14 protein-coding genes and 1 tRNA gene are annotated in these 13914 nt (G+C 65.9%); 6 read left to right on the top strand and 9 right to left on the bottom strand.

The genetic code is table 11. The annotated features are described in order from the left end of the window. Positions 1-9: 9 nt before the first annotated feature. Positions 10-585: a magnesium transporter gene (locus ABDZ81_RS09145; RefSeq protein WP_343773656.1), complete on the top strand. Its 576-nt coding sequence runs from the start codon at positions 10-12 to the stop codon at positions 583-585. Between the two features lie 125 nt (positions 586-710). Then, positions 711-965, top strand: a complete 255-nt coding sequence (locus tag ABDZ81_RS09140) for a hypothetical protein (RefSeq protein ID WP_343773655.1) — start codon at positions 711-713, stop codon at positions 963-965. Positions 966-1130: 165 nt separating this feature from the next. Here ABDZ81_RS09140 and ABDZ81_RS09135 read toward each other — a convergent pair whose 3' ends face one another. Together ABDZ81_RS09135 and ABDZ81_RS09130 are read right to left on the bottom strand one after the other, a co-directional pair. Further along, entirely contained in the window at positions 1131-2339 is a 1209-nt protein-coding gene (locus ABDZ81_RS09135) for a potassium channel family protein (protein WP_343773654.1), read from the bottom strand. 147 nt (positions 2340-2486) lie between these two features. After that, positions 2487-3041, bottom strand: coding sequence for a metal-dependent hydrolase (locus tag ABDZ81_RS09130; RefSeq protein ID WP_343773653.1), 555 nt, complete (start codon positions 3039-3041; stop codon positions 2487-2489). A gap of 217 nt (positions 3042-3258) precedes the next feature. Between ABDZ81_RS09130 and ABDZ81_RS09125 the strand changes: the two genes are divergently transcribed. The 3 genes from ABDZ81_RS09125 (at position 3259) to ABDZ81_RS09115 (ending at position 6953) form a co-directional block, all read left to right on the top strand. Continuing rightward, the gene (locus ABDZ81_RS09125) at positions 3259-3939 is read left to right on the top strand and encodes a sensor histidine kinase (protein WP_343773652.1); all 681 of its coding nucleotides are present in this window, start codon (positions 3259-3261) and stop codon (positions 3937-3939) included. A gap of 97 nt (positions 3940-4036) precedes the next feature. Continuing rightward, positions 4037-4954: an NAD-dependent epimerase/dehydratase family protein gene (locus ABDZ81_RS09120; RefSeq protein WP_343773651.1), complete on the top strand. Its 918-nt coding sequence runs from the start codon at positions 4037-4039 to the stop codon at positions 4952-4954. Between the two features lie 781 nt (positions 4955-5735). After that, positions 5736-6953 carry an orc1/cdc6 family replication initiation protein gene (locus ABDZ81_RS09115; protein WP_343773650.1) on the top strand — a complete coding sequence of 406 codons (1218 nt, stop codon included), beginning with the start codon at positions 5736-5738 and terminating at the stop codon, positions 6951-6953. Positions 6954-7262: 309 nt separating this feature from the next. Here the strand turns inward: ABDZ81_RS09115 and ABDZ81_RS09110 are convergent, their stop codons facing one another. The 7 genes from ABDZ81_RS09110 to ABDZ81_RS09080 all read right to left on the bottom strand — a co-directional run bounded on the left by ABDZ81_RS09110 (position 7263) and on the right by ABDZ81_RS09080 (position 12571). After that, on the bottom strand, positions 7263-7781 hold the full coding sequence (locus ABDZ81_RS09110) for a double winged helix-containing putative transcriptional regulator (RefSeq protein WP_343773649.1): 519 nt from the start codon (positions 7779-7781) through the stop codon (positions 7263-7265). Between the two features lies 1 nt (position 7782). Further along, positions 7783-8715 (bottom strand): methenyltetrahydromethanopterin cyclohydrolase, encoded by a 933-nt coding sequence (gene mch / locus ABDZ81_RS09105; protein ID WP_343773648.1) that lies wholly within the window; start codon positions 8713-8715, stop codon positions 7783-7785. A gap of 87 nt (positions 8716-8802) precedes the next feature. Beyond that, the gene (locus ABDZ81_RS09100) at positions 8803-10122 is read right to left on the bottom strand and encodes an MFS transporter (RefSeq protein WP_343773647.1); all 1320 of its coding nucleotides are present in this window, start codon (positions 10120-10122) and stop codon (positions 8803-8805) included. A gap of 93 nt (positions 10123-10215) precedes the next feature. Then, entirely contained in the window at positions 10216-10425 is a 210-nt protein-coding gene (locus ABDZ81_RS09095; protein ID WP_343773646.1) for a heavy-metal-associated domain-containing protein, read from the bottom strand. Positions 10426-10548: 123 nt separating this feature from the next. After that, entirely contained in the window at positions 10549-10860 is a 312-nt protein-coding gene (locus tag ABDZ81_RS09090) for an MTH1187 family thiamine-binding protein (protein ID WP_343773645.1), read from the bottom strand. A gap of 187 nt (positions 10861-11047) precedes the next feature. Then, positions 11048-12301: an RNA-guided endonuclease InsQ/TnpB family protein gene (locus ABDZ81_RS09085; protein WP_343773644.1), complete on the bottom strand. Its 1254-nt coding sequence runs from the start codon at positions 12299-12301 to the stop codon at positions 11048-11050. Between the two features lie 199 nt (positions 12302-12500). Next, positions 12501-12571: transfer RNA gene (locus ABDZ81_RS09080), tRNA-Gly, on the bottom strand. Between the two features lie 420 nt (positions 12572-12991). On the opposite strand from ABDZ81_RS09080, the gene ABDZ81_RS09075 reads away from it, so the two are divergent. After that, positions 12992-13912 (top strand): putative RNA uridine N3 methyltransferase, encoded by a 921-nt coding sequence (locus tag ABDZ81_RS09075; protein ID WP_343773643.1) that lies wholly within the window; start codon positions 12992-12994, stop codon positions 13910-13912. Positions 13913-13914 lie beyond the last annotated feature (2 nt).

Raw genomic sequence — 13914 nt, 5'->3', positions numbered from 1 at the left:
GGTGTCACGATGAGCTCGGCGGCCGACGGCGTCGGTGCCTGGACCATTCCCGGTATCGTGCGCCGGATGGTGCCGCTGCTGGCCGCGCTGAGCGTGCTCGAACTCGGCTCGGGCCTCGTGCTCGACACCTACGCGGCGTTCCTGGCGGAGTACCGGGTGCTGGCCGTGCTCGTCCCCGTGATGATCGGTACTGGCGGGAACCTCGGGGCGATCCTGAGCGCGCGGCTCTCGACGCGGCTCCACCTCGGTACCCTCTCGTTCGATCCTCGCGACCCGGTGCTGTGGGTCGACGTGCTCGCGACGCTCGCGCTCGCGGCGACGGTGTTCGGCGTCACCGGCCTCGCGGCGTTCGCGATCGGCCACCTGCTCGGCGAGCCGATGGGACTGGTCGACCTGCTGGTGATCTCGCTGGGCAGCGGCATGCTGCTCGCGCTCGTCGCGTCGGGGCTGAGCATCGGCGCGACGTACGCGTCCTACCGGTTCGGCGTCGATCCCGACGAGACGACGATCCCGGTCGTCACGAACGTCACCGACGTGCTGGGCGTCGTCATCCTGTTCGCCGTGGCGCTGACCGTGTTGCGGTGACGTTCGCAGTAGTCGGAACTGCGGTTTATTATTCAGAGTTCTCTCGAAATTCCTGTTCAGTATGGGATGTAGTGCTTCGGCGTGGTGCGGTAACGTTTAACACTATTTGGCCATTTTCCATTACTATGCCCGAAGATCAAGCCGGTGCAAATCGCATATTACAGTTCCCCGCGGGGCGGTTTGAGAATAGCATCGTTACGGGCGTTCTCGTTGCGCAGGGGCTCATCGGGTTCATGGGTAGCCTGATGGTCCTGTTCTGGGTGCTGGCCGTCCAAACACACGGCTATGCGATACACCATATTCCTCTGGTTGGTGCTGCGCTCATACTGCTGGCGTACTTCATGAAATACCTGTACACCGTCGACGAGGACAACGAATAGCGCGCGAGCCTGCGCAGGGTTGGTTCTTCTTCTGTTATTCAACAAACGTTCTTGTGTTCAGTTCGAACGTGCACTTAATGGACTCACTTAATTCAGTCTCGAGCAAACTTCTGGATAAAGAAACTGCGCCACTATCTACTGTCGGGGCTAGAACGGTAGCAGAATTCAGGCGCTCGCCAGCTTCTCGAACGTCTCGGCAGACGTGCGCGTTCCCTTGGCGATCAGCACGTCGCCGGCGGCCAGCTCGGTCTCGGCGTCGGCGACGAGCAGCCAGCCTTCGTCGGGTCGGCGGATCGCGATGACGCTCATGCTCACCTCGGTGTCGGGGATCCCCTCGACGACGTCCGTGCCGACCAGCGGGCTCCCCGGTTCGATCTCCACTCGGGAGATAATCTCGTCGCTCTCCTTGACCGCGAGTTCGACGACGGGATGGACCTCGATGTCCCGGAGGACGCCCTCGCTGATCTCCAGGGCGGCGTCGCTGATCACCTCGGTCGCGATGCCGAGCCGGATCAGCCCGCGCAGCGCGACGGGGTCATCGGCGTCGGCGGCGGCCCGGAGCGTCCACGCCTCGAAGCGGGACTGGAGGGCGTCGACCTCCACTTCGAGGTTCCGGACCTCCTCCGCGAGCTCGACATTGTCGAAGAGGATGCTGCTGTAGGCCAGGTCGACCGCGAGCTCGCTGAGGTTCTTCATGTGGACGATCGAGTCGACCGCGCGGTCCAGGTCGTCGACGCCGGGCTCGTCGACCTCCGGCGGTTCGTAGGCCTCGCCGGTGTACGTCTCGTACACGTCCGCGATCGACTGGTCGGGGCCGCGCAGGATGACGACGTCGGCGGACTCGACCATAGTTTCGGGACCGGGGTTGAGAATCCACTCCGGCCCCCGTCGGATCGCGATGACGCGGACGCCCGTTCGGGATTCGAGGTTGACGTCTTCGAGCGTGCGGCCGGCGAACTCGGAGTCGCGGGCGACGGTGCCCCGGACCAGCATCTCGACGGCCTCGGGGATCGCCGCCCGCATCGCCTCGGGCAGCCCCATCTCCTCGATGACGATCTTGGCGACGTCGCCGGCGGCGTCGCTGATCTTCTGGGCGCCGCCGACGACGCCCAGCACCGGCGCCAGTCGCTCGGTGTCGGAGGGGTTGCGCGCGGCCATCATCAGGCTCATCCGCGCGCGCATCTGGAGGACCCCCATCTTCTCTTCCAAGGTGAGCACCTCGCGGGCGATAGCCTCGCTCCCGTGGAGCACCGCGGAGTACGACAGATCGATCAGCAGCTCGGAGGTGTCTTTCATCTCCACGAGGACGTCCTTCACGCTGACCGGCTCGTAGTCGATCGACTCCGACGAGACGTCGCCCTCGTAGGGACCCATAGGGGAAGCTTTCGCGCCCGTAATAAAAGAGTTTGTCACCCCGTGACGCGGCGGCGTCGGGACGCCGCGGCCTACCGTCGAGCCGAACGCGCGGCGGCGTCGGGACGCCGCGGCGGGGCCGTCGAACGCAGCGGACGGGCGACGGCGTCAGGAACCAGCCGGCCCGAGGCGTCGCCACGCCGCGGCGAGCACGTCGAGCCCGGGCCGCCCGTCGCGCCACCAGACTGCGGCGGCGATCGCGGTCAGCGCGAACTGGACCGCGAGATACCCCGTCGGCTCGATGCTCGTCAGATGCGCGAGGAACGACTTCGATTCGTCGTAGGGCGGCAGCGTCAGGAGCGGCCACAGCAGGAACCGGGCGTACGCCGGGTCGCCCCAGACCAGCGAGGGCAGCGCGTCCGCGAGGACGTGCGCGAGGTAGCCGAGACTGAACGCGAACGCCCACTCGTCGCGGCCGCGGCGTCTGGCGAACAGGTAGCCCACTGCAAGGAGCGGGACGACGATGGGGAGCGCGTGGGCGAGCGACCGACCGGTCGGTAGCACGCCCGCGGTCCACGCGAGCGGCTTGTCGACCAGATCCGGTGCCTGCGTGCCGATCGCGAGCCAGACGACCGGTCCGCCGGCCGGGCGGAGGCCGCTGCGGCGTCGAACCGACGCGGCGTACAGCAGATACCCGACGGCGGCGTGTCCCCAGGGCCACATACGGTTCGGGCATCAGTTCGATCGGTGAAGAGTCGTTCGCATCGGTCTGGTGATGTGCGGATACACGGCAGCCGGCCGCTAATCCGTGGATACGCCGCTCGGATTGGATGTCGGACGGAAATACGCTACTTGGCCGGGACATCGAATGCGAAGTGGGGGCAACAATCAGGGGCTTCGTCGACATTATGTTAGTTGGAGTGAACGTTCGAACTATTGGATGGGGAACGAACTGGTTGGGACGGATGTCGAAGAAGACGAGGTTCTCGAGGAGGTCGCGCAGGTCCTCTCTCACGACCTGTCGAACTTGCTCACGACCGCGCGAAGCTCGCTGGAGCTGGCGCGGCGCCAGCACGACGACGACGAACACATCGAGCGGACGGTGGCCGTTCTGGACAACTCCGAGCAGCTGGTCGAGGACGTCGTGACGCTCGCCCGCACCGGTCGGCAGTTCGACGACGTGAGCCCGACCGATATCGAGTCGGTCGCCGAGAGCGCGTGGCTGTCGGTCGATGAACTGGGGGTATCGCTTCGCGTCGACGAGTCGCTCCGAGAGGAGCACCTCCGGATCGAGGCCGATCCCGGCGGACTGCGACTCCTACTGGAGAACCTGTTCCAGAACGCGGTCGAGCACGGGCCGGCCGAGGAGGTAGTTCGAGTCGGCCTGGTCGAGCGCAACGGGACGCGGGGGTTCTACGTGGCTGACGACGGTGAGGGCTTCGAGATGACCGATCCGGAGCAGGCGTTCGAGTCGGGCTACTCGACCGACGACGACCGGAGCGGCCTCGGCCTCGCGATCGTCCGCCGGATCGTAGACGCCCACGGCTGGACGATCACCGTCGAAGAGAGCCGAGAAGGTGGCGCGCGCTTCGAGATCGGAGGCGTCGATTTCGCGGAGTAAACGTTCGGGTTCCGGGGTCGCTACGACGCCTGTTCGCTGTCACTTCGACGTTCTCGTGTAGGTAACCTTTTGACGTTCCGTGGGGGTTCCTCAAACAATGCAAGGCAAGCGGATTCTGGTGACGGGCGGCGCTGGCTTCATCGGGTCGAACCTGGCGAACGAGCTGGCCGCCGAGAACGACGTGGTGGTGGTCGATGACGGCTATCTGGGAACCCCGGAAAACCTCGACGATGCCGTCGAGTACCGCGAAGCGAGCGTGCTCGACGGTAACCTGCCGACGGACGTGGACGTGGTGTTCCACCTGGCGGCGCTGTCGTCGTACGCGATGCACGAGGACGACCCGACGACGGGCGCGCGCGTCAACGTCGAAGGGTTCGTCAACGTCGTCGAGCAGGCCAAAGCCGACGGCTGCGAGACGGTCGTGTACGCCTCGACGTCGTCGATCTACGGCAGCCGGACCGAGCCCTCGCCCGAGGACATGGACGTGACGGTCAACACGGGGTACGAGGCCTCGAAGATGGCCCGGGAGAGCTACGCGGAGTATTTCTCGAACCACTACGACCTGACGGCAGCGGGGATGCGGTTTTTCTCGGTGTATCAGGGCTACGGCGGCGCGGAAGAACACAAGGGCGAGTACGCGAACGTGATCGCGCAGTTCGCCGACGACATCGCCAACGGCGAGGCGCCCAAAATCTACGGCGACGGCGCGCAGACGCGGGATTTCACGCACGTCTCGGACATCGTGCGCGGGCTGGTGCTGGCGGCCGAGCACGAACTGGACGGCGTGTATAATCTCGGCACCGGCGAGGCCTACGATTTCAACACGGTCGTCGATCTGCTCAACGACGAGCTGGGAACGGACGTCGAGCCCGAGTACGTCGAGAACCCGATCCCCGAGGACGTGTACGTCCACGATACCTGCGCGGACCCCTCGAAGATGCGAGAGGCGACCGGCTGGGAGCCACAGATCGACTTCGAGGAAGGTATCCGGCGCGTCTGTCAGCAGTACAAGTAACGGCCGGCAGGACACGATTCCCGCCGTTCGATTCGAGGCTACTTTTCGTCTCGACGTCACCGTTCGCTCGGCCGTCTCGCCGCCATCGAGGACACCCACACACCACCGGTTCAAGTCCAGCGGCGTTTTGCTGGGGTGGGTGGTCTGGCGTCACACTGGCCTCCGCTTCCGATTCCGTCGAACGACCCGCGATCTCGCCGGTTCCGATTCGCTGTTCCGTCGTTCGTTCCGTCTAGGTTGCCACGTCTTTCACGTGGTCGATCGCTGCTGTATCTGCTCTCACACACCACCGATTCAAGTGCGGCGGAGTCACAAGGGGCACCATCGGTTCGAGTGTGCGGGACTCCCCCCACACCACCGATTCGAGTGCGTGGCGGACCGAGTGTACGGAACCTCGGGGAACGCACTGAGTCACTGACAGCACGTCTCGATTCCGATGGAGAGCTACTGGATCAGGCCCAGGTCGATACCGATCGGCGTCCAGAGGACAGTCTCCCGGCGGAAGCAATTCGACGTATTGAAAACGGGGAGGAGGCAACGGACACAAGTCTCCCTCGTCGCGGACCCGTGGACCGCGGCGACGATAGGTCTTCGAGGCGGGGCGAACGACCCCTCTCGCGGGGCGTTCGGTTCGACGCACACCGAATCGCCCGGACCGAATTCTGCGGCGACTGGCCAGCCGCGCATTCGAATCGGTGGTGTGTGTTGTTTTAAATATAGTTGCTAGACTCGAACCAGTTGAACCGGTGGCTTTATCAGATGATGGCTGACTGCTAGACGCATGGGCCGGTTCACTCGTCGGCGGTCGATCTTCGAGGAGAAGGACGCGCTCCGCGACGACTACGAACCGGAATCGCTGGAGGCTCGCGACGAGGAACTCGACGCGTACACCGACGCCCTGCAGCCGGTCGTCGACGGCTGGCAACCCAACAACATCTTCCTCTACGGCAAGACCGGCGTCGGCAAGACCGCGGCGACCGAGTACCTGCTTTCGGAGCTTGCGGCCGACTGCCGGCAGTACGACGACGTCGACCTCTCGATCGTCCACGTCAACTGCAACACGCTCAACTCGTCGTACCAGATCGCGGTCCACCTCGTCAACGAGCTGCGCGGTCCGGGGCGCCAGATCAGCACGACGGGGTATCCCGAAGCGACCGTCTTCGACATGCTGTACGACGAACTGGAGTCGATCGGCGGGACGGTGCTGATCGTCCTCGACGAGATCGACAACATCGGCACCGACGACGACATCCTCTACGAACTCCCGCGCGCTCGATCGAACGGCTACCTCGAATCCGTCAAGCCCGGCCTCATCGGCATCTCGAACAACTTCGCCTTTCGGGATCAGCTCTCGCCGAAAGTCAAGGACACGCTCTGCGAGGAGGAGCTACACTTCTCGCCGTACGACGCCGGCGAGCTGCGCCAGATCCTCCGGTCGCGCGCCGAGCTGGCGATCCGCGACGACGCGCTCGACCAGGACGTCATCCCGCTCTGTGCCGCGATCGCCGCCCAGGACACCGGGAGCGCTCGACAGGCGATCACGCTACTGCTTCGGGCGGGCGAGCTCGCGAGCAACGACGACGCCGAGGCGATCGCGGAGTCCCACGTCCGCACGGCTCGGAACGTCATCGAAACCGAACGCGTTCAGGAGGGGATGCGCCAGCTGACGGTCCACGGCCACCTCGTGTTGCTAGCGGTCACCGCTCACGCCACCCGCGACGAGACGCCGGTTCGGATGCGCGACCTGTACCCGCGGTACCGCCGGTACTGCGATCACCTCGCCGTCGATCCGATCACCAAGCGATCGGTCCACGACCACCTCGGCGACCTGACGATGCAGAGCGTCCTCGAACGCCACGAGCGCAACGCCGGCGCTCGCGGCAACTACTACGAGTACGCGCTGGAGGTTCCGACGACCGCCGCCCTCGACGCGCTCGAAGACGTCGGCGACTTCGACGACATCGTGGCGGATCTGAAGCGGCGCGCGCCGCAGTCGTGAGGGGTGCTCGGGACCCTCCCTTCCGTCCTGACGCCGCGGACTTGAACCGGTGGTGTGTGGGTGTCCTCGATACGGTGTAGTCGGACCTTCGACGACCGCGGTATCCGGCCTCTCGTTTCCTGCGGAGTTCGATCTCGTCGCCCTTCTCGGATCAATAATTCGCTGGGGGACCGATTCGTCGCCCCCACGATGGACCCCCTCCCTCGTTCGGTTCGCACTTGAACCGGTGGTGTGTGGGTGTCGCTCGGTCCCGACGCGCCGCGTCGTTCCGGTCGTCGATGCTCCCCGGCTACGACGTATTGCTCCCAGTTACGACGTATCGACGCCGAAGAGGTCGCCCCACTCCAGCAGTCGCTCCGTCCGATCGCGCCACACCGACTCCCAGTCGTCGTGGCGCCGCCGCTCCCACTCCGGAACGCTATCGCGGACGGCCTCGAAGGCGGCTTCGACGGCGGCGTCCCCCGACTGTCCCGCTGCGGCGTCCAGCGCCGCGTCGGCGCCGACGACGCGCTCGCGGAACGCCGACGCCAGTTCGTCCCGATCGATGTCGTGACGGGTTCGCGCGTAGCCGCTCTGCTTGCGCTCGACGAGTTCGAGCGCGCGGAGGAACGTGAGCCACGTCTCGGCGTCCTGTCGAGTTAGCGAGACAGGGCTCGACGCGCCTTGTGCTTCGGCGTCCTGCCGACTACCCGACCCGATCCGGTCCTGCAGGCGCGCACAGCAGTCCGCCTGGGGGTCGGGCACCAGGGGGACGGCCCGCCGCGCTTCCTCAACTCTCTCCAGCGATTCTGGCGGTTCGGGAACCGGTTTGAACTGTTGCGTCGTCACGTTAGAGGTCGAAGCTCTCGGCGAGCAGCTCCTCGTCGGTCGCGCCGTACACCTCGGTCGAGCCGCCGAGCACGTCGACCGTCACCTGCGCGGGCGCGAAGACGCTCTCTTCGACGTCGTAGAAGTCCCAGTCGGCCTCCGCGAAGATGTCCGCGAACGGCCGACCGTACTCGTCGGTCGCCGTCGAGACGACCTCGTCGAAGCGGTCGAACTCCGATTCGACCGTGAGGTGGACCTGCCCGCCGTAGGCCAGCGCGTCGTTGGTCCGGCCGAGCGCGGTCTCCTCGTCGCCCGCGACCGGCGGCATCGGTGCGCTCGCCGTCGCGCCGGCGAGATCCACCGGATCGTAGCCCAGCTCCGAGAGTCGGAACGCGGCGAGTTCGGCGGCGCGCGCGGCCGTCGTCACGCTCCCGACGACGCTCGCCGTCGGGAACGTCGGCAGGAACACGCCGCTGGTCTCGACGTCGGCCATGCGCGCGACCTGCTCGGCGACGGCTTCGTCGGGTAACTCGTCGCTCTCGAGGGCCAGCACCGTGAGATCGAACGCGTCGTGGTAGCCCACGCGGGCGAACTCCTCTTCCTCGCCGACCAGCGCGCGGGCCGGGCCGCTGCCCAGTCCCTCGAATCCGTCGGCGCTGAGCTCCCAGCCCGCCTTCTGGGAGCACAGCAGCGCCAGCGCGGGGTGGTCGGTCGACAGCTCGACGTGGGGGATCGGCGCGCCGGCGACCTCGTCCATCCGCGTCTGGACGGTCGCCAGCCCGGCGGTCTGGATCTCCGCGAGCAGCAGTCCGGCCTCGACGCCGCCGGGGAACTCGACGCCGAAGTCCAGCACCGTCGCCTCGTTGTCGAGTTCGTGCGCGCCGATGTCGAGCTCCTCGGCGAAGTCCAGCGCCTCGTCGACCAGCTCGATCGCCATCCGGTTGAGACTCTCCATGCCGGTGGATTGTCCGTCCTCCCGTTTACCCTTTCGTCATCCGGGCGAGCGCGCTCTCGCAGACCTTCCTGTTTCGCTACAGGCCCCTCACTCAGCCGTCATCGTCTCGGTCGCCATCGCGGTCCGCGCCGAGATCTCGCGGAGCAGCCCGATCAGGACGGCGCCGGCGAGCACCAGCGCGCCCGCGACGGCGAACGTCGTCGAGAAGCCGGGGCCGGCGGCGAGCCAGCCGCCGGCGACGCTGCCGACGCCGCCGGCCAGCGCCGAGAGCGCGGCGTACACGCCCAGCGCCTCGCCGCGCAGCGACGTCGGCGCCAGCCGGGTGACGATCGTCGTCGCGGTGACGGAGATGACGGCCCAGGCGACGCCGATGACCGCGAACGCCAGCGCGGTCAGACCGACGCCGACGGCCGCGGTCCCGAGAGCCCCAACTACTGCGACGGCCGGCAGCGTGACGCCCCGGACGCCCAGCGCGCCGATCTGGAGGCCCCGGAGGTCGTACTCGGCGCTCAGTCGACCGGCGCCGACGTAGAACGCCGCCGAGCCGAGGCTCGACACCAGGTAGAGCCCGAACACGGCGTCGCCGCCGTAGCCCGCGTCGGTCAGGAACAGCGGGAGCGGCGCCCAGAACGCGGCGAAGCCGGTGAAAAACAGCACCGCGGCGAGGAAGTAGCCCGCCAGCGCGGGTGTGAACCGCTCGGCGAGCCGACGGGGATGGATCGCCCGCGTCGACCAGTACAGCCGGTTGGGCGCGAACGCGAACGTCGCGCTGCGGACGTTGCGCCGCGACGCCCCGAGCGTCCGGGCGACCCGTCGGGGATCGACGCGGGCGACGCTGCGCTCGGCCGGCCGCGGCATCCAGCGCGCCATCCCGACCGCCGCCGCGCCGGCGCACGCCGCGCTCGCCCAGAACAGCGTGCGCTGGGCCGTCGCGGGGTCGAGTGTGCGACCGACGACGGCGGTCCACGCCAGCCCCAGCACCAGTCCGGCCGCCCAGCCGTACCCCTGGTAGGCGTTGAGCAGGCCGATCTCGCGGCTCCACGCCGACTCCGGCGCGTCGGCGACGACCAGCAGCGTCAGCACCGGCCCCGCGGCGGCGACCAGCAGCCACAGGACCGCGTTGGCGACGATCACCGCCCACGTCCCGCCGAGCAGCGGCGTCGCGGCCAGCACGGCGGCGACGCCCGCGAGGCTCGCCACGGCGACCTCGCGCCGGCGCGTCGTCCGGTCGGCCAGTCGCCCCCAGACGATCGCCCCGGGCGCGCCCAGAAACGCCGCCGCGGCCGCCAGGTATCCCAGATCGGCCGGGCCGCCGCCCAGCGTCACGACGTACAGCGGCACCAGCAGCGACGCCGCGCCGAACGCCGCCGAGCCGAGTCCCCACGCGTACAGCCAGCGTCTGCTCATTCGTTCCTCAGAGGGCCACGCCGCTTATCGATCGTCCGTCCCCGGCAAAAGTAGCTGGTTGCGTTCAGGCCAGTTGCGACTCGCTTCAGCGCCCTATCCGACGACCTCGTAGCCCGCGCCCTCGATGGCGTCGCTCATCTCCGCGGCGTCGGTCTTTTTCTCCTCGTAGGTGACCGATACGTTCCCCCCTTCGTGGTCGGCGTTGACGCTCTTGACGCCCTGGAGATCGTCCAGCGCGTCCGAGACGTTGCCTTCGCAGCCCGAACAGGACATCCCTTCGACGTCGAAGCTGAGCTGTTCCATGGTCGACCGAACGTACGCCCTGCTCGTTTGAAGGGCTTTCGCGGAACTGGTTCGGGTGGCGACACGACGGGCTCGACTCCCGTACGAGACGACGATGATCCGACCGCGCCGAGCGACCCGCCGCTATCGGTCGCTCCGTGGCGCTCGTCCCAGATGATCCTCGACTGCGTCGACCTTCGCGTCGGCATCGGTCTCGACCGCTCGCTTGTCGTCGATCTTCAGCACCGTGCTGACTCGGTCGGCGTCGACGGCCTCGTGGGCCGCCTGCGCCGCGGCGAACAGCTCCTCGATATCCTCGGTCTCGATGACGGTGCCCATCGGGTTGGTCTCGTACTCGACGTCGTAGTCGTCGAGCGCGTCGACGGCCTTGGCGACTTCTCTGGACATGCTGTCCTCGATCACCGGTGCGACCGACAGGAGTGCGACGACTGTCATGGGCGCCGGTTCGGCGGCCGGAGGCCTAACGCTACTGGTTCACCAGTTGTACGATCGTCCTGGCCTTCCGATCTTGGACTATCCTGGCCACCGAAAGAACTGCGTTGCTCTCCGTTTGGCTCACACGGAATGGTCGGCTGGGATGCCAACTGCCTGCCCGATTTCTCGAGGTGACCGTCCCGGTTTCTCAGCTAGCAGGCTTGTCGGTGTTCTCTGCCTCTACCCCACTATCTACTGATGGGTACGGAGCAAATCCCCGATTCGGCTTCACAGTCCCCGACTTTAGGGCGAGTTGACTGTCGCCCGTCCGCTGTGAGTGCTGTTGCCCACAACGGACGAATTTCCATCCGATGTTTTTCGCCGCGTTGTAATCTGCATTCGCGGTGGAGCCGCAACTCTTGCACTCGAAGACTTCGCGGTTGACTCGGTTGTTCTGACTCGTGTATCCGCAGTCGCAGCAACGTCGGCTAGTGTTCTGTGGATCCACGAACTCGACTTCGATACCTTGCTCCTCGGCCTTGTAAGAGACGTATCTGACCAGCTGGCGGTGCGCCCACTGTTGGAATCTCGGGGAGCTCGCCATCGCGTCTCTGATGTACGTGAGATCCTCGAACACGATATGCGTACAGTCGTACTTCGAGGCCTCTCTGAGAATTCGGTTCGAAACGCGGTGAAGGTAGTCGCGATTGTGCCGTTTTTCGCGGTCTCCACGCCGAACGATCGTCCGACGTGCCGATTCCGTTCCCGTTCTCTGGAGGCCTTTCCGGACTTTTTCGTACTCTCGATGTTCGTGGAGGAGTTGTCGTCCCGACTCGAAGTGAGCGGTGCTGGTAACTGCAAGATTTTCGATACCGAGATCGACCCCGAGAACTGTCCTGTCCTCTGCGGTGTCGGTCTCGCTTTCGGAACTATGTTTTCGGAAGCCGAGGTGCAGATAGTACTCTCCGTCGCGCGCGGTTAGCGTAGACTCGGTGATCTGCCACTCCTCCGAGTCGAGATACTGGTATTGATACCCTTCTTCGTCCTCGGGTAGAACGAGCTCACACCGAATGCGACTGGCTGTCGTCGCAAGCGAGACGGTTCCATCATCGAACAACGTCATCGTCTTCGCATCGTACGTCACCGTCGGTGACGTGAACTCGGGCATCGAGTACTCTCGGCCCTCCTGTTTGCGCGTGTGGATTCCCTTGAGGGCCTCTGCAGCCTGAAAACAGGCCAGGATAGTATGTTGACTCCCGAGATCAGTCTGGTCGCGAATATCGTCGTAGCAGAGGGATTGGAGTCGCCGCTTGTCGGTGACGGAATTCGTCCACCCCACGCTTGTAGCGATGTTCGCGCCGCGTTGCCATTCTACTATGGTCTCCTCCAGCAGGTCCGCTTCCCGTTCAGACACCGATAAACGGGTGATTGCCGTTCGTCTGAGGTAGTCGGGACCTGCCACGGTTAGTCCATGGAAGGGAAACTAATTATAATTTCTGGTTGTTGGAGTCGAATATTAACGACGCAGGTTTGATGGACCTACTCGGCAGGTTACTCGGTGACTCGGAGAGCGTTCTCAATCAACCAGGCATTCACCGTTATTTCACCCCAACACCTGTCGATGGAGAAGACGAATCTAAAGGAGGTAGTCTTCAGAGGAGTGCGCTGGCTGGGATTTGAACCCAGGTTGTGACCATGGCAAGGTCACGTGATACCACTACACTACCAGCGCCCTTCGTCTGCAATCACAACTATCGCGGGAGGAATGTAAAAGGGTTGCGAATCGAAGCCGCTCCGTCACGCGAAACCACGGGACGGCACCGCGTGGTGGCGGCCGCGAATCGACCGGTCGGCTTTGGCGTCACGACGCCGATTGTACTCGATTCCGAGCGCGAGCCGGAGTCGGCGCCGGCGTCACAGCGGCGGCGAGACGCCGCCGCTTCGCTCGTCGAGACGCCGCGGCGCTCAAATAGGGTCTACACGCACGCGGGCAAAGCCGAATCGTCCGAAGCGACGCCGCCCCGAAAGCGCGTGAACCCGTCACAACGCGGATGTGAACGGCTCACAGCCCCGAATCCGTTCCGCTACCCTTATAGGACCGGCCCGGAAAACATCGGCACAGTCTAGTGGCGAGGCGTCGAAGCGTCACGGCATGACAGTCAGCCTGCTCGTGCCGTCGTCCCTCGTCCGGGAAGCCGAAGACAAGCGCGAGGCGACGCGCAAGATCGGTTACGTCGCCCGCGCGGCGACGGTGTTCCGGGCGGATCGCCTGACCGTCTTCCCCGACGGGGAAGGCGAGCGCAGGTGGGGCGGCGGGTTCGTCGAAACGGTGTTGCGGTACGCCGCGACGCCGCCCTACCTCCGAAAGGAGGCTTGGGGGCGTCGGGACGAACTGGAGTACGCCGGCATCCTGCCGCCGCTGCTCGCCTCGTCGCAGACCGGCTCCGGATCAGACGGTCCGGGGTCGACAAGACAGGGAATCGTGACCGAGGTCGGACCTGACGGGCGCGTACGGGTCAATTGCGGAATGCAACACCCGATCTCGCTCGGCGTCCCTCCGGGAATGGAGGTGACCGAGGGAGAGCGCGTAACAGTCAGGATCTCTTCGCGAGAGCCGGTCCGTGCGAAGCTGGTCGAGGCACCCCTTCCGGGGTTCTCGGTCGACCGCGCGGACCTATCGGAAGCGCTCGGCCGTGAGGACGCCGGCGTCCGGATCGCGACGTCGAGATTCGGCGAGAATCTCACCACGTCGCGGCTCGGATCGCTGGCCGGACGCGTCAGGGCGGACGGAACGACCGTCGCCTTCGGCGCGCCCGAGAGAGGGCTTCCGGCGATGCTCGACGGTATCACCGTCGACGGCGTTGCCCCGGAGGGGCAACGAGAGGGCGGGGACGACGTCCCCGCCGAACGCGAATCGAGCGACGAGGACGGCTCGTCGCGGATCACAGTCGAATCGGGCGCACCCAACCGGTTCGACCTCTGGCTGAACACGGTCCCGAACCAGGGCAGCGAGGTCGTGCGAACTGAAGAAGCGATGTTCGCCTCACTCGCCAGCCTGACACTACCAGAGTGAAA

The sequence above is a fragment of the Natronoarchaeum mannanilyticum genome (assembly GCF_039522665.1).
In the GTDB taxonomy this organism is placed as follows: Archaea; Halobacteriota; Halobacteria; order Halobacteriales; family Natronoarchaeaceae; genus Natronoarchaeum; species Natronoarchaeum mannanilyticum.
The sequence above is the reverse complement of the archived record's forward strand: the minus strand, read 5'-3'. Positions and strand labels throughout refer to the sequence as shown.

Coding starts and splice junctions, on each gene's coding strand:
- ABDZ81_RS09145 (WP_343773656.1), top strand. CDS start 10: ATGAGCTCGGCGGCCGACGGCGTCGGTGCCTGGACCATTCCCGGTATC.
- ABDZ81_RS09140 (WP_343773655.1), top strand. CDS start 711: ATGCCCGAAGATCAAGCCGGTGCAAATCGCATATTACAGTTCCCCGCG.
- ABDZ81_RS09135 (WP_343773654.1), bottom strand. CDS start 2,339: ATGGGTCCCTACGAGGGCGACGTCTCGTCGGAGTCGATCGACTACGAG.
- ABDZ81_RS09130 (WP_343773653.1), bottom strand. CDS start 3,041: ATGTGGCCCTGGGGACACGCCGCCGTCGGGTATCTGCTGTACGCCGCG.
- ABDZ81_RS09125 (WP_343773652.1), top strand. CDS start 3,259: ATGGGGAACGAACTGGTTGGGACGGATGTCGAAGAAGACGAGGTTCTC.
- ABDZ81_RS09120 (WP_343773651.1), top strand. CDS start 4,037: ATGCAAGGCAAGCGGATTCTGGTGACGGGCGGCGCTGGCTTCATCGGG.
- ABDZ81_RS09115 (WP_343773650.1), top strand. CDS start 5,736: ATGGGCCGGTTCACTCGTCGGCGGTCGATCTTCGAGGAGAAGGACGCG.
- mch (WP_343773648.1), bottom strand. CDS start 8,715: ATGGAGAGTCTCAACCGGATGGCGATCGAGCTGGTCGACGAGGCGCTG.
- ABDZ81_RS09100 (WP_343773647.1), bottom strand. CDS start 10,122: ATGAGCAGACGCTGGCTGTACGCGTGGGGACTCGGCTCGGCGGCGTTC.
- ABDZ81_RS09095 (WP_343773646.1), bottom strand. CDS start 10,425: ATGGAACAGCTCAGCTTCGACGTCGAAGGGATGTCCTGTTCGGGCTGC.
- ABDZ81_RS09090 (WP_343773645.1), bottom strand. CDS start 10,860: ATGACAGTCGTCGCACTCCTGTCGGTCGCACCGGTGATCGAGGACAGC.
- ABDZ81_RS09075 (WP_343773643.1), top strand. CDS start 12,992: ATGACAGTCAGCCTGCTCGTGCCGTCGTCCCTCGTCCGGGAAGCCGAA.